This is a genomic window from Novosphingobium profundi (genome assembly GCF_020524485.1).
Classification (GTDB): domain Bacteria; phylum Pseudomonadota; class Alphaproteobacteria; order Sphingomonadales; family Sphingomonadaceae; genus Novosphingobium; species Novosphingobium profundi_A.
In genome coordinates this window covers 282902-296994 of sequence record NZ_JAIVLF010000005.1, presented here as the reverse complement: position 1 = coordinate 296994, position 14093 = coordinate 282902, and the positions used below count along the sequence as shown (strand labels likewise).

The 14093-nt window shown below is 66.7% G+C and carries 11 protein-coding genes; 2 read left to right on the top strand and 9 right to left on the bottom strand.

What is annotated here, in order from left to right; translation table 11 throughout:
- Positions 1 to 96: 96 nt before the first annotated feature.
- The 3 genes from mfd to LC060_RS15285 form a co-directional block, all read right to left on the bottom strand.
- On the bottom strand, positions 97 to 3570 hold the full coding sequence (gene mfd / locus LC060_RS15295) for a transcription-repair coupling factor (RefSeq protein WP_226637027.1): 3474 nt from the start codon (positions 3568 to 3570) through the stop codon (positions 97 to 99).
- 67 nt (positions 3571 to 3637) lie between these two features.
- On the bottom strand, positions 3638 to 3907 hold the full coding sequence (locus tag LC060_RS15290) for a succinate dehydrogenase assembly factor 2 (protein WP_213502275.1): 270 nt from the start codon (positions 3905 to 3907) through the stop codon (positions 3638 to 3640).
- Positions 3908 to 3987: 80 nt separating this feature from the next.
- Entirely contained in the window at positions 3988 to 4407 is a 420-nt protein-coding gene (locus tag LC060_RS15285) for a host attachment protein (protein WP_226637026.1), read from the bottom strand.
- A 107-nt stretch (positions 4408 to 4514) separates the two neighbouring features.
- On the opposite strand from LC060_RS15285, the gene recG reads away from it, so the two are divergent.
- Positions 4515 to 6572, top strand: coding sequence for an ATP-dependent DNA helicase RecG (gene recG / locus LC060_RS15280; RefSeq protein ID WP_226637020.1), 2058 nt, complete (start codon positions 4515 to 4517; stop codon positions 6570 to 6572).
- Between the two features lie 11 nt (positions 6573 to 6583).
- Here recG and LC060_RS15275 read toward each other — a convergent pair whose 3' ends face one another.
- The 3 genes from LC060_RS15275 to LC060_RS15265 are packed head-to-tail and all read right to left on the bottom strand — an operon-like array spanning position 6584 to position 8192.
- On the bottom strand, positions 6584 to 7153 hold the full coding sequence (locus LC060_RS15275; RefSeq protein ID WP_226637018.1) for a hypothetical protein: 570 nt from the start codon (positions 7151 to 7153) through the stop codon (positions 6584 to 6586).
- Entirely contained in the window at positions 7150 to 7425 is a 276-nt protein-coding gene (locus tag LC060_RS15270; protein WP_226637017.1) for a hypothetical protein, read from the bottom strand. The genes LC060_RS15275 and LC060_RS15270 overlap by 4 nt, the downstream gene beginning before the upstream one ends.
- Positions 7422 to 8192, bottom strand: a complete 771-nt coding sequence (locus LC060_RS15265; RefSeq protein ID WP_226637015.1) for an N-acetylmuramoyl-L-alanine amidase — start codon at positions 8190 to 8192, stop codon at positions 7422 to 7424. The genes LC060_RS15270 and LC060_RS15265 overlap by 4 nt, the downstream gene beginning before the upstream one ends.
- A gap of 337 nt (positions 8193 to 8529) precedes the next feature.
- On the opposite strand from LC060_RS15265, the gene LC060_RS15260 reads away from it, so the two are divergent.
- On the top strand, positions 8530 to 10056 hold the full coding sequence (locus LC060_RS15260; RefSeq protein ID WP_226637013.1) for a tetratricopeptide repeat protein: 1527 nt from the start codon (positions 8530 to 8532) through the stop codon (positions 10054 to 10056).
- Positions 10057 to 10133: 77 nt separating this feature from the next.
- Here the strand turns inward: LC060_RS15260 and LC060_RS15255 are convergent, their stop codons facing one another.
- The 3 genes from LC060_RS15255 to LC060_RS15245 all read right to left on the bottom strand — a co-directional run bounded on the left by LC060_RS15255 (position 10134) and on the right by LC060_RS15245 (position 14047).
- Positions 10134 to 10847 carry a cistern family PEP-CTERM protein gene (locus LC060_RS15255; RefSeq protein ID WP_226637011.1) on the bottom strand — a complete coding sequence of 238 codons (714 nt, stop codon included), beginning with the start codon at positions 10845 to 10847 and terminating at the stop codon, positions 10134 to 10136.
- A gap of 254 nt (positions 10848 to 11101) precedes the next feature.
- Positions 11102 to 12568 carry an alginate export family protein gene (locus tag LC060_RS15250; RefSeq protein ID WP_226637010.1) on the bottom strand — a complete coding sequence of 489 codons (1467 nt, stop codon included), beginning with the start codon at positions 12566 to 12568 and terminating at the stop codon, positions 11102 to 11104.
- 135 nt (positions 12569 to 12703) lie between these two features.
- Positions 12704 to 14047, bottom strand: a complete 1344-nt coding sequence (locus LC060_RS15245) for a dicarboxylate/amino acid:cation symporter (RefSeq protein ID WP_226637008.1) — start codon at positions 14045 to 14047, stop codon at positions 12704 to 12706.
- Positions 14048 to 14093 lie beyond the last annotated feature (46 nt).

The following is a 14093-nucleotide window of genomic DNA, read 5'->3' as shown; positions in this document are numbered from 1 at the left end:
GTCTTTCGAGTGTGACCTCGCGGCCCAGACTGGTCGCCCGCCGGTTTCAAGGCAAGGATATATTGTATATCGTTTCTGTAACTTTCTGTCGCAGCCTCACTTGGCCTTGCGCGCCACCCCGGCAAGGCCCTTGGTCAGCTGGAACAGGCCGTTGAGGCGCGACTTGGGATCGCCCCAGGCGCGCTGGAGCACCAGCTTGTGGTCCGGGCGCAGCTTGATCGCGCCCTTGAGCCGCTCGGCATAGGCGATGAGGCCGGTGGGGTTTGGGAAGCTGTCGTTGTGGAAGCTGACCAGCGTGCCGCGCGGGCCCACGTCGATCTTGGCGATGTGGGCGGCAATCGCCTGGCGCTTGATCTGGATGAGCTGGATGAGGTTCGTGGTCGGATCGGGAAGGGGGCCGAAGCGGTCGATCATCTCGGCCGAGAGCGATTCCACCTCGTCCTGGTTCTCCGCATCGTTGAGGCGGCGGTAGAGCGCCATGCGCACGGCGAGATCGGGGACGTAGTCGTCTGGAATCATGATCGGCGCATCGACGGTGATCTGGGGCGAGAGGCCCGTGGTGTCCTTCTCCAGCCCGACGCCGCCCGCACGCGCGGCCATGATCGCGTCTTCCAGCATCGACTGGTAGAGCTCGAAGCCGACCTCGCGGATGTGCCCGGACTGCTCATCGCCCAGAAGGTTGCCCGCGCCGCGAATGTCGAGGTCGTGGCTGGCAAGCTGGAAGCCCGCGCCCAGGCTGTCGAGATCGCTCAGCACCTTGAGGCGCTTTTCCGAAACCTCGGTGAGCGCCTGGTTGGCGGGCGTCGTCAGGTAGGCGTAGGCGCGCAGCTTGGAGCGGCCCACACGCCCGCGCAGCTGGTAAAGCTGGGCAAGGCCGAAGCGGTCGGCGCGGTGGATGATGATGGTGTTGGCACGCGGAATGTCGATGCCGCTTTCAACGATGGTGGTCGAAAGGAGGACTTCGTACTTGCCGTCGTAGAAGGCGCTCATGCGCTCCTCCACTTCGCTGGCCGACATCTGTCCGTGCGCGGCGATGACCTTAACTTCAGGCACGTACTTGGCCAGCCACTGCTCGACCTCGGGCATGTCCGAGATGCGCGGCACGACGATGAAGCTCTGGCCGCCACGGTGATGCTCGCGCAGCAGCGCCTCGCGCATCACCATGTCGTCCCATTCCATCACGTAGGTGCGCACAGCAAGGCGGTCGACCGGCGGGGTCTGGATGGTGGACAGCTCGCGCAGGCCCGACATCGCCATTTGCAGCGTGCGCGGGATCGGCGTCGCCGTGAGCGTCAGAACGTGGACGTCGGCGCGCAGCTGCTTGAGCTTCTCCTTGTGGGTGACGCCAAAGCGCTGTTCCTCGTCGACAATGACAAGGCCCAGGTTCTTGAACTCGACGGTCTTGGAGAGGATCGCGTGGGTGCCGCACACGACATCGACGGTGCCGCTGGCCAGCCCTTCGCGGGTGGTGCGCGCTTCTTTCTCGGGGACGAGGCGCGAGAGACGCCCGACGTTGAGGGGAAAGCCGTTGAAGCGCTCAGCAAAGCCGGAGTAGTGCTGGCGTGCGAGGAGCGTGGTGGGAGCCACCACCGCGACCTGCTGGCCGGCCATGGCCGCGACGAAGGCGGCGCGAAGAGCCACCTCGGTCTTGCCGAAGCCGACATCGCCACAGACCAGGCGATCCATCGGCTTGCCGCTGCCCAGGTCATCGAGGACGTCGGCGATGGCGTGCTCCTGGTCGTCGGTTTCCTGCCAGGGGAAGCGGTCGACGAACTGGTTGAAGCTCGATTCGTCGGGGAGCAGCGCGGGGGCCTTGCGCAGCGCACGTTCGGCCGCAGTCTTCATCAGCTCGCCCGCGATCTCGCGGATGCGTTCCTTGAGACGGGCCCGGCGCTTCTGCCAGGCTTCGCCGCCCAGCTTGTCGAGCTGGACGCCTTCGGATTCGCTGCCGTAGCGTGAGAGGACGTCGAGGTTCTCGACCGGGATGTAGAGCTTGTCGCCGCCATGGTAGGTCAGCATCACGCAGTCGTGCGGGGACTGGCCGACCGGGATCGACTGCAGGCCCTCGTAGCGGCCGATGCCGTGGTCCATGTGGACGATGAGATCGCCGGGCGTCAGCGCGGCGAGCTCGGCCATGAAGGCGTCGGCGTCCTTCTTGCGCTTCTTGCGCCGGACCAAGCGGTCACCCAGGATATCCTGCTCGGTGACGACCTCGAGCGCCTCGTTGGCAAAGCCGGTCTCGAGCGGCAGGACGAGCGCGGCGGCGCGGCCCTGGACCGCCATGCCCAGGGCTTCCTGCCAGGTTTCGGCCAAGCGCGGCTCGGTGCCTGAGGCCTCCCCCAGAATCGAGACGAGACGCGCGCGGCTGCCCGTCGAATAGGCCGCGAGGATGGGTTTACGGCCCTGCTTGCCAAGCGCGGCGAAGTGCTTGGCGGCGGCCTCGTAGGCGTTGTCGCCGCGCGCGCGTTCGGGCGCGAAATCGCGGGCGTTGGAGAAGCCGAAGTCGAGGACCCTGGCGCTCTCGGGCTGGGCGAAGGGATCGGCCTTGTGCGCGGGCTGGGCCTCGGCCAGCTCGGCGAACTCATCGGGTGCCAGATAGAGCGCATCGGTGGCCAGCGGGCGGTAGGATCCCGCTTTCTGTCCAGAGGTTTCCTTGCGGTTCCTGAAGTAGTCCGCGATGTCGCCAAAGCGCTCTTCGGCGGCCCCTGCGACCGTGCTGTCGAGGACCATCACGTCCTCGGGCGCGAGGTGATCGAAGAGCGTGACGAGGCGGTCCTCGAAGAGCGGCAGCCAATGTTCCATACCCGCCAGGCGCCGTCCGTCGCTCACCGCCTGGTAGAGCGGGTCGGCGGTGGCGTTCGCGCCGAACAGCTCGCGGTAGCGGGTGCGGAAGCGCTTGACGCTGGCCTCGTCGATCAGCGCCTCGCTCGCGGGCACGAGGAGGTGTTCCTTGACCGTACCGGTCGAGCGCTGGGTGTTGGTGTCGAAGAGGCGCAGCGTCTCCAGTTCATCGCCGAAGAAGTCGAGGCGCAGGCCTGCATCAAGGCCTGAGGGCACGATGTCGAAGATCGAGCCGCGCACCGCGAATTCGCCCGCGTCGATCGCGGTGTCGGTGCGTTGGTAGCCCTGGCGGCGCAGGAGCGCGATCAGGCTCTCGTGGCCGATCTCGAGGCCCGGTTTCAGCAGCTTCACCGATTCGCGGATGCGGAACGGGGTAAGCACGCGCTGGGTCAGCGCGTTGGTCGTGGTGACGAGAAGCAGTGGCCCGGTGCGCTTGGCCTGGAGCTGGTGGAGTGCGGCCAGACGCCGGGCGCTGACCGAAAGCGCGGGGCTGGCACGGTCGTAGGGCAGGCAGTCCCACGAGGGAAATTCGATCACCTGCAATTCGGGGGCAAAGAAGCGCGCGGCCTCGGCCAGCGCGCTCATGCTCGCCTCGTTGTCGGCGACGAAGACCGCGCGGCCCTTGGCGGCGCGCGCGAGGTCGGCCATCACCAGCGGCTGGCTGCCGCGTGTAACGGAGGCCAGCGTGAGAGGCGAAGTGGCGGAAAGAATGCGGGAAAAGTCGGTCATGGCTTCTGCGTGTGGCGAACGGCCGTCGCCACGCTCAGGCCAGGAATACGGGTGGGAGCGGGAAAACTCAGTACGGAATTTCGACGTAGTCGAGCTTCATCATGCGGTCCATCAGCGGACCCTGGAACTTCTCGGGGACCGGCTCGGTCTTGAGCGCCCAGGCCATGATCTCGACGTCCTCTTCCTCGATCAGGGTCTCGAACCAGTCCATGTCGGCCTCCGACCAGGTTTCGTGGAAACGGTCGAAGAAGCAGCCGATCATGTAGTCGGCCTCGCGCGTGCCACGGTGCCAGGCACGAAAGCGAAGTCGGGCGAGACGGGACGAGGTATCAGTCATGACCCGCGCCGTTACAATGCGGCGCGGGCCGGGGCAAGGTTTTCAGTGGTGCGAAAGGCGCACCGGGGAGGTCGGTGGGCTCAGGCGCGCAGGGCCGCGACGATCTCGGGGCCCGAGCGGCCGGTGAGGGTCTTGGGCACTTCCTCCAGGATCGTGGCTTCGAGCGTCTTGTGGTAGTGGCGGCGCATCTCGCCCAGCGATTTCGGGTCGGCAATGACCACCAGCTTGTCCATGTGGTTTTCCATGGCCTGCTTGTTGAGCCAGTCCGTCACCGCCGCGACATGGGCGGCCTCATCAAGACGCGATGTGCGGTCTTCGGGGTTGGCGGGATGGCGTGAGCCCGCGTCGTGATCCTTGATCCCGGCGCTGTAGTTGGTGGGGGCCAGATCGGGCACGTCGAGTGCGGTCAGCTCAGGCGCGGCTTCCTTGCCAGCGTTGCGGTAGAGCTCGAAGTTCTCCCCGTCGACCAGCGCAAACATCGTTCCATGGGGCAAGAGCATGCTCTCTCTCCTTTTTTCGTTGCCGTTTGCTCCCATCAACGGGGAAAGTTGTCGGTATGTTCCACGGGCTCTGGTGAAATGCCCGAGAGGCGCGCTAAGAGGCGGCCATGCGGCCCGAAGCGCTCAACTCCCTGTTTGTCGATTCCGAGTCCCTCGACGGGGTCGGCCCCCGAATCCGTCGCCCGCTGGAAAAGCTGGGCCTGACGCGGATCAAGGATCTCGCCTACCATCTGCCTGACCGTTTCGTGGAGCGGCGCATGGTGACCCGCCTTGATGAGGCGGGCATCGGCGAGAACGTGATCGTGCGCCTGACCGTGCGCGAACACCGCGCTTCTTCGGGCCGAGGCCCTTACCGCATCATCACCGAGGACGATGCGGGCGATATCTGCACGATCGCCTACTTCGGGCGCGCCTCCTACACCGGCAAGAAGCAGCTTCCCGTGGGCGAGACGCGCTGGGTGGCAGGGCGCATCGATGAATACGGGCAGACGCGCCAGATGGTGCACCCCGAACACGTCTCGGAAAGCGACACTGCGCCCATCGGCCAGCAGCGCGAAGCCGTCTACGGTCTGTCGGAAGGGATGACGCAGGGGCGTATGGGCTCGCTTGTGAAACAGGCGCTGGAGCACCTGCCCGAGTTGCCCGAATGGATCGAGCCCAGCCAGATGGCCAAGAGCGACTGGCCCGCCTGGCACGAGGCCCTGCGCGAGGCGCACCGTGGCCCCAACGAGCCTGCGCGCGATCGCCTCGCTTATGATGAACTTTTCGCCAATGCGCTGGCGCTCATGCTGGTGCGCGCAAGCAACCGTTCGCAGCGCGGCACGCCGCTGCAGGGCGACGGGCATCTGCGGGCCAAGCTCAGCCTGCCCTTCGCGCTGACCGGCGCGCAGGCCCGTTCGATCCGCGAGATCGAGGGGGACCTTGCCCAGACTGCGCCGATGCTGCGGCTGCTGCAGGGCGATGTCGGTGCGGGCAAGACGGTGGTCGCGCTCTCGGCGCTGCTGATCGCGGTGGAGGCGGGCGCGCAAGGCGCGATGCTCGCCCCGACCGAGATCCTCGCGCGCCAGCACTACACCACGCTGCGCAAGATGCTGGAAGGTACCGGCGTCGAGATCGCGCTCCTGACCGGGCGTGACAAGGGCAAGGCGCGCGAGGCGATCCTGATGGGCCTGCTTGATGGCTCGATCCAGATTGTGGTGGGCACTCACGCGATCTTCCAGGACGCGGTGGCTTACCACAATCTGGCCCTCGTCGTGATCGATGAACAGCACCGCTTCGGTGTCGGCCAGCGCCTGATGCTGGCGCGCAAGGGGCGGCGCACGCCGCACACGCTGGCGATGACGGCGACGCCCATCCCGCGCACGCTGACACTGGCGCAGTACGGCGAGATGGAAGTTTCGCGTCTCGATGAACTGCCGCCCGGACGCCAGGCCATCGACACCCGCGTCGTCTCGACCGACCGGATGGACGACGTGGTCGGTGCGCTCTCGCGCCACATCCAGTCGGGCCAGCAAGCCTATTGGGTCTGCCCGATGGTGACCGAGAGCGAGACCGACGACATTGCCGCTGCCGAAGCGCGCTACGAAGCGCTCAAGGAGCGCTTCGGCAACCGCGTCGTCATGGTCCACGGCCAGCTCAAGGGCGAGGAAAAGGACGCCGGGATGGAGCGCTTTTCCTCGGGCGAGGCGAGCCTCCTGGTTGCAACGACCGTGATCGAGGTTGGCGTTGACGTCCCCAACGCCACGCTCATGGTGATCGAGCAGGCCGAGCGTTTCGGCCTGGCCCAGCTGCACCAGCTGCGCGGGCGTGTCGGACGTGGCTCGGAAAAATCGACCTGTCTGCTGCTGCGCGGAAAGGCGCTCAGCCAGACCGGCCGCCAGCGCCTCGCGCTGATGCGCGAGACGCAGGATGGCTTTCGCCTTGCCGAGGAGGACCTGCAACTGCGTGGCGGAGGCGAACTTCTTGGCACGCGGCAGTCGGGCGACACGCCGTTTCGCATCGCCAGTCTTGAACAGATCACCAAGCTGCTCCCGCTTGCCCACGACGATGCCCGCCTGTTGATGGAGCGCGATGGTGGCCTTGAAGGCGCGCGCGGCGAGGCGGCGCGGATTCTCCTCTATCTGTTCGAGCGCGACTACGGGGTGCAGCTCCTGCGCGGGGGCTGAGCGGCCTGCAGTCAGGGCGTTTCGGGCGGAAAGGCGAGGCCTTCCTCGACAAGCCGCTGGCCCCAGGCGTGGACGCGCAGGAGCCGCGCGGTGTTCGCGCTCAGGGCGTCGAAGTCGGCGCGGGAGAGAGTGACGGAAGGCCTACCGGATCCGTCACCGCGCGGGGCAGGGTAATCCGCGCCGGCGGCAAGGGCGCCGCTGGGCGAACCGCTAGCGGTGTTTCTACACGCGATGCGCATGCCGCCGTCATCGGCAAAACGGCCAGCGCGAGCGCGCCACAGATCGGCTTCGTGAAGGGCATCGTCGGCTTCCTTTGCAAGGCGGGCGTGCGTTTCTTCGGTGGCGAGGCGTTGTTCCTGCGCGCGCTGCGCGGCCTCTTTCTGCGCGCTCTGGTAGTTCGCCTTGGTCGCGGCGTGGCTGGTAGCTTCGCTGCGGGCGCGTTCGCGCCAGTCGCGCGCGCGTCCGTGTTGCAACCAGGCGAAGGCGGCAAGGGCGAGCGCGAGCGTGGGCCAGGGGTGTGTGCGAAGCAGGCGCCAGGGCCAGGCCAAAGCGCGAAGCAGGCCAACGGGGAGCGGGATCATCGCGCGGTCTCCTTGTCGATGGCGCGCGAGCGGGCGACCTGGCGGTCTTTCAGAGCTGCGACGCCGCCTGCGGTGCCGATCAGAAGGACAAGGCCGCCGGGAAAGGCCGTGCAGTAGGTGGCGAGATCAAAGGGGCGGCCGCGTCCGATTGTCTCGAACAGGAGAAGGCCGTGGGCCCCCAGAGCATAGAGGAGGACGCCGAAGGTGCCGAGTACGCGGGTCGTTTCGAACTCGCCGCTCGACGCGCGTAGGATCGCCGAGAGGCCCCTCATGCCACGTGCTCCCCAAAGACCCATTGGCTCGGCGCAATGGCGATCCAGTCGCGATGGCGCTGGGTGACCTCGACGGGCGTGCCCCGGGGCAGAGCGCGCAGGACTGGGTGATCGAGGCCCGGGCCGCTGCGCACCCGCAGCGAGGAGGCCGTGACTCGTGCGCGCAGGGAGGCCCCCAGCACTTGCGTACGGAACGCAGGCATATCGAAGGCGGGGCCGGGGTCGAGCTTGCGGCCCGGCGCGATGTCGTCATGTCCGACGATTTCGTGGATCGGGTAGGTTTCGGCGAGGGTCCGGGCAACGGCGATGGCGGCCTTGATCTGGGCCTCGGGATAGACTTCCCAGCCGCGGACCGGTCCGCCATGGCGGTGGGCGGCCTCGATGGCGGGAATGGTCGTGCCGCTCGCATCGCACCATCCTTGAGGCGACCACGTGAGGGGGCCGCGGTTGGCAAGTTCGATGCCGATGGCGTGGCTGTTGAGGCCGGATAGCCCCCGCCAAGCCGAGCGCCCGGCATGCCACGCCCGCCTTTCCAGGTTGACGCACTGGATGACCGTACCGTCCCGCCCGATCACGAGGTGCGCCGAGGCGCCCGCTGCGGGGTTGGCGAGCCAGCTTGCCGAGGACGCCGCACTGCCACCGGCTGTGTAGTGCATCACGACAAGACGTGGGGGACGGCGGAATGCGCCCGAATGGTTGGGGCTGGGAACCTGTGTGACGGCGGCGTCCTGGGTGTGGAGCACGCCCTTGCGGATCGAGAATGGCATGAGCCTCCTGTGCGCCCGGTGGGCGCGTGCGGGATGGGAAGGGGGCGAACGGCTCCCGCATGGCGCGGCGGCGCGAGGCGCGTTGCAGGCCAAACGGGTGTTCGGAATCATCGCTTTCGGGAGAGGGTGCGCGCTGCCAGGGCAGGGCCACCGTCACGCAGGATTACATCGTGCGTGTGGGTGTAGGAAAGTTGTTTTTGCGAAGGCTGCGGTGCGGCGCAGAGTGTCAGCGTGGGACATGAGGCCCGTTTTGCTTGCTCAATTCCGTAAAAATCCGGAAGAACAAGGCGTGAAAGCGGAGAGCCGTCGGGCGAGTCCGCGCCTGTGGAGGGGCTCAATGAAACGCGTATTGCCGTTGGCGCTGGTACCGGCTCTCGCCTTGGCTCTGTCCGGGTGCGGACTTGATCCTGCTGAGCAGATGGAGCGCGCGCGCGCCTCCTATGCCGCGCACGACTTCCCTCGCGCCCGGCTCGATCTGGTCAGTCTGCTCCAGGAGGAACCGCAGAACGAGGCGGCCCGCAAGCTTCTTGCTCGCACGCTTCTGGCCATGGGAGATGGGGAGGGCGCGCGTCAGGCGCTCGAACGGATCGCGCCCGGCCAACGCAGCGCCGATCACGCCGTGCTGCTTGGCGAGGCGGCTCTCCTGCGCGATCGGCCCGATGAGGCGCTGGCTCTGGTGGACGGGGCCCGTGGCAGTGGGGCGCAGTGGGTGCGGGGCATGGCCCATCTGGTCAAGGGCGATCCCGCAAGGGCGCGCACTGCCTTTGCCCGGGGACTGGAGGAGGGGCCTGCGAATGCGCGCCTGCTCGCCGATTTTGCGCGGCTGGAGCTGAAAGAGGGGCACGTTCCCGAAGCGCGTGGCCTTGTCGACCGGGCGCTCAAGGTCGATCCTGCCTCGCGCGAGGCGCTGCTCGCCGATGGCCAGGTGGCCACGGCCCAGGGGGATCTGCTGCGCGCCCTCGAGGCCTATTCCGCTGGGCTCGAATCCTATCCCGGGAACCTGGCCGCACTGACCGGAAAGGCCGCGATCCTGGGCGATCTTGGCCGGACCGAGGAGATGGGAACCGTGCTGGCAGCGGTTCCCGAAGGCACGGGCGCGAGCGCGGAGCTTGTCTACCTGCGCGCTCGGCTGGCCGGAGCACAAGGCGATTGGGCGAAAGTGCGCGGGATCTTCCAGTCGCGTTCCGAGGTCGTGCGCACGCGCGACGAGGCGGCCATCCTCTATGCCCGCGCCTTGGTGGAGCTCGGACAGGACGAGCAGGCGCGCGCGGCCTTGCAGCCCGTGGTGACCCGGGCCCCATCCAATGTCGCGGCGCGGCGCGAACTCGCCCGCATCCAGATCGCGCAGAAGGACTTTGCCGGCGCGCTTGCAACGCTGGAGCCGTTGGTCGCGAAGTCGACAGCTTCGGGCAGCGACCGGCGGCTCTATGCCGCGGCGGCGAAAGGGGCTGGGCGAAGCGATGCGGCGCAGGCCGCGCAAAGAGCGCGCGCGCCTTCGCCTCAGGCGCTCGCGGCCCAGCTGGCCGAGGCCGACACCGCGATGAAGGCGGGCAACTGGGCGAACGCGAGCGCGCTCTACAAGAGCCTCCTCGCCGTCACCGATGGTGCCAATCCGCTTGTTCTCAACAACCTGGCACTGGCGGAGAGCCGCCTCGGGCGTAGGCAGGAGGGGCTCGCGTTTGCGCTGCGGGCGCTGGAATCCGCGCCGGAAAACGCCTCGGTCATGGATACGGCGGGCTGGCTTCTGGTGGAAACCGAGAGCGATCATGCGCGCGGGTTGCGCTTGCTCGAAGCGGCCGCGAAGAAGGCCCCCGACAACGCCACGATTGCGGGGCACCTGGCTTCCGCCCGCAAGGGAACCTGATCACGCGGCATAGGCCGGATACGAAAGGAGGGCCCGTCTTGCGACGAGCCCTCCTTTGTCTGGTCCGGATCTGACCCTCAGGCCATCGCGTAGGCTGGGCGAAGGCTGCCGCGGGCCACGACCGCACGGCGGCGGTTGATGGCAAGGCCGATCAGGGCGACGCCGAAGAGTGCCAGCATACCCGGTTCGGGAACGTCCGAGCCGCCGCTCGTCGAGGAGACTGTGCCCGCGCCGCTTGCCGAGGTGACGCCCGATACGCCGGTGATCGACTGGTAGCGCACGTAGAAGTCGCTGAGCGAGAGTGTGTCGGTGGGGCTCGCGAACGAGAGGGTCAGCGTGCCGTCACCGCTGCCGCCAAGCTCGATGCCGCCGCCGCCGCCGCCTGCGCAACTGCCCGTCGAGGCATCCTTGAAGCAGACGTCGACCGTGCCGATGCCGTTCGGGTAGGTCGAATTCAGCGTCGTGTAGCTGAAGGCGCCCGTGCTCGAGGCTGCGGAGATCGTGGGGTCGGTGTTGAAGGCAAAACCGGAGATGCGCGATCCGGTGACCGGTGCCGAGGTGGTGTTCGAGACATTGTAGGCGAACATGTAGTCGTTGCCCGAAATGCCCGTCAGCGTCAGCCGGATTTTGGCGGTGAGGCCATCGATTGTCGAGCCATCGGAGAACCCGTCGTACATGAGGGTGTACTCCGAGCCGACATCGGCATCCGAGAGGGTTATCTCGTCGGCAAGGGCGGGTTGTACCGCCAATCCCGTTACGAGCGCGGCAAGGCCGCATATGCTCTTCTTCATGACTTTCCCCTTTCTCCCGTTCTCCCGCAGAAGAACCGAAAGAAGATGAGCAAAGATCGTGCCATCTATGGATTTGTTGCGTTTATTAGTTAACGCATCCGGCCAATTGTAAACATTCCCGACATTGTTTCGCCCAAATTTCCGGGAGACGTGCGCTTCAAAGGGTTCTGATGAATACGGAGGAAGGAAAAGTTCCCGTATGTGCGTCTGTCAGGATAGTTGACGCGCATACGGGAGGAACTCGCGAACTGGGGTCAGAAGCGCAGGCTGATCCAGGTTCCGAAGAAGTCGGAATCGCCGTAACCGGCTTCGCGCAAGGCCGGTCCTGCAAAGACATGTTCGTAGCGCGCGGTGATGCCTACGCGCGGCGAGATGTTCCACTGCACCTGCAGGCGCGGCATCTCGGCGGTCTTGTGGGACGTCGAGAGCTGCGTGCCTGCCAATGGGCGGGTGTTGGCGCGGTAGATCGCATCGCCTGTCGTCGCACGCCAGGCGAAGCTGTAGTCGGCCAGGATCTTCACCGATTTGACCGGGCTCAGCGACAGGGTCGGGGCGACCTCGACCAGATTGCTGGCAGTCAGGAACAGGTGGTGGCTGAAGGGCGTGTTGGCGCCGTGCGGGGAGATCGCGTTGCGCATCTTGCCTGCACCGGGACCGTCCTCGTTGCCGCCGCCACCGCTGGCGTAATCGAAGTTGAAGCCGACGCGCGGCGCGCCCTTCTGCGCGCCCAGGGCGACCGTCTGGCTCAGGAAGACCTGCCAGGCGTCGATCGCGCGATCCTCGAAGCTGCCGGACTGGTGGTTGACCGTCCAGTCGATGTTGACCGGGCCGATATCGCCCCAGGCATGGGCGCCGACATAGACACGCTCTTCGCGGCCGACGGTACCGACCCACGCGGCCTCGCGGCGGCGCAGGCGCCACACGAAGGGATCGAAGGAGAGCTTCGATCCGCCGAGCAGATCACGCGGAAGCTGGGTGCCCACGGTCACGCCGCTGAAGCGGATCTCGTCGTTGATCCGGTCATCGCCGGTGCCCTGGCGGCCATAGGCGGTGGGCTTGAAGTCGAACAGGTCGACCCTGACGTCCCGGCCACGCGCCCACAGGCGCAGGCCGTTCTGCGTGTAATGGATGGCGTTGTTGTCGCGCTGGCTGACAAGCATCTTCGAGCCATCGTAGAACATCTGGCGTCCGTAACGCGCGCCGAGATCAAGTCCGCGAAGCGTGCCGGTAACCTCGACGAAGCTCTGCTCCACGGTGAGATCGTTTTCCTGGTAGACCGAGGGTGTACCGATGTTGTGGCCGCTGCTGTCGGCGTGCGAGAGCTCGCCATAGAGGCGCACGTGTTCGCCCAGGTGCAGGTCCGCGCCGCCGGTCACGCGCAGGATGTCGTGGCGCTGGTGCTCGCCCTTCACAAGGCCCGGGTTGCTGGTGAAGTTGGTGCGCAGGCGCATTTCACCGGCCAGCGTCAGGTAGATGTCATCATCGCTGTCGAGGCGGATGTGCTTGAGGCGGTCGAGCGGATCGTCGATTTCGCGAGCCTCGCCCGGCGCGCTCCAGTTTTCGGACCAGCGCGCGGTGGCGTAGGCGTTGGTGACGCGGCCCTCGCCATTGGCGGCGGGCGGATAGGGCGTGTGCTCGGTGGTGCTCTGGGCAAGAGCCGGGCTGGCGCACAGCGCGCAGCCGAGGGCAGCGGCCATAAGCGGCCGGTTGTCGATGGTCATGGATTTCAGCTCTTGTGTGGTGCGACCCGAAGGGCTGTTGAGGGGAAGGGAGGGGCGCTTCGTGCGTCAGCTTTGCCGTTCGCCGTGCGGTCCCTCCCGCTATGTCAGGTGTGGAATGCGGTCATGGTCGTGGTCTTATTCCGCCGCAATGAGGGCGGCCGCGGCGGCATCGGGATCGGCCGGGGCGCGGCCGCTCTTGGCGATGGCGGCGCGGAAGGCCGCGGGATCAAGCGACTTTTCCCAGCGCGAGACGACGACGGTGGCCACCGCGTTGCCCACGAAGTTGGTGAGGCTGCGGCACTCGGACATGAAGCGGTCGATACCCAGGATCAGCGCCATGCCGGCAACCGGGACGGACGGGACGATCGAGAGCGTGGCGGCCAGCGTGATGAACCCGGCGCCGGTGACGCCCGCCGCGCCCTTGGAGGACAGCATCGCCACTGCAAGCAGCAGGATCTGCTGGCCCAGGGTCAGGTCCACGCCGCAGGCCTGGGCGATGAACAGCGCGGCCAGCGTCATGTAGATGTTGGTGCCATCCAGATTGAACGAGTAGCCAGTGGGAACGACAAGGCCGACGATGGTCTTGGGGCAGCCGGCCGCTTCCATCTTCGCGATCAGCGAAGGCAGGGCGCTTTCCGAAGAGGATGTGCCCAGGACCAGCAGCAGCTCTTCCTTGAGATAGCGGATGAGCGCGAAGATCGAGAAGCCGGCGAAGCGGGCCACCGTGCCCAGCACGACCACCACGAAGAGCAGCGAGGTGATGTAGAACAGTGCGACCAGTTCGGCCAGGTTGGCAAGGCTGCCCACTCCGTACTTGCCGATGGTGAAGGCCATCGCGCCGAACGCACCGATGGGGGCGGTCTTCATCACGATCGAAACGAGGCGGAAGAACACACCCGAGACGTCTTCGAGGATCGAGAGCAGCTTGTCGCCGCGCTCGCCCATGCCCGCCAGCGAAACGCCGAACAGGATGGCGATGACAAGCACCTGGAGGATGTTGCCCTGGGTCATCGAGGACAGGAACGTGTCCGGGATCATCGAGGTGAGGAAGCCGACGAGCGAGGTCTCGTGCGCCTTCTCGGAATAGGAGGCGACGGCGGCTGCGTCGAGCGAGGACGGGTCGATGTTGAGCCCGTCACCCGGACGCATGACATTGGCGATGATCATGCCGATGATGAGCGCGAGCGTCGAAAAGGTCAGGAAGTAGGCGAAGGCCTTGGCCGCGACACGGCCCACCGCGCGCAAGTCGCGCATCGAGGCGATGCCGGTCACGATGGTCAGGAAGATGACGGGGGCGATGACCATCTTCACCAGCTTGATGAAGGCATCGCCAAGCGGCTTGAAGGCTTCGCCGGTCTGCGGCGCGAAGTGTCCAAGAGCCACGCCCGCGGCGATGGCCACGATCACCTGGACATAGAGATGCGTGTACCAGCGGCGGCGCGACCCGGCCTGTGGCATGGTGGGGGAGGGGCTATGCATGGTGTACCTTTTCGTCCTCTCGCAAGCGGGAGACTTCGCCTCCTCG

Excerpts from the sequence above, each read along its gene's own strand:
- mfd (WP_226637027.1), bottom strand. The coding sequence starts at position 3,570 with ATGACCGACTTTTCCCGCATTCTTTCCGCCACTTCGCCTCTCACGCTG.
- LC060_RS15290 (WP_213502275.1), bottom strand. The coding sequence starts at position 3,907 with ATGACTGATACCTCGTCCCGTCTCGCCCGACTTCGCTTTCGTGCCTGG.
- LC060_RS15285 (WP_226637026.1), bottom strand. The coding sequence starts at position 4,407 with ATGCTCTTGCCCCATGGAACGATGTTTGCGCTGGTCGACGGGGAGAAC.
- recG (WP_226637020.1), top strand. The coding sequence starts at position 4,515 with ATGCGGCCCGAAGCGCTCAACTCCCTGTTTGTCGATTCCGAGTCCCTC.
- LC060_RS15275 (WP_226637018.1), bottom strand. The coding sequence starts at position 7,153 with ATGATCCCGCTCCCCGTTGGCCTGCTTCGCGCTTTGGCCTGGCCCTGG.
- LC060_RS15270 (WP_226637017.1), bottom strand. The coding sequence starts at position 7,425 with ATGAGGGGCCTCTCGGCGATCCTACGCGCGTCGAGCGGCGAGTTCGAA.
- LC060_RS15265 (WP_226637015.1), bottom strand. The coding sequence starts at position 8,192 with ATGCCATTCTCGATCCGCAAGGGCGTGCTCCACACCCAGGACGCCGCC.
- LC060_RS15260 (WP_226637013.1), top strand. The coding sequence starts at position 8,530 with ATGAAACGCGTATTGCCGTTGGCGCTGGTACCGGCTCTCGCCTTGGCT.
- LC060_RS15255 (WP_226637011.1), bottom strand. The coding sequence starts at position 10,847 with ATGAAGAAGAGCATATGCGGCCTTGCCGCGCTCGTAACGGGATTGGCG.
- LC060_RS15250 (WP_226637010.1), bottom strand. The coding sequence starts at position 12,568 with ATGACCATCGACAACCGGCCGCTTATGGCCGCTGCCCTCGGCTGCGCG.
- LC060_RS15245 (WP_226637008.1), bottom strand. The coding sequence starts at position 14,047 with ATGCATAGCCCCTCCCCCACCATGCCACAGGCCGGGTCGCGCCGCCGC.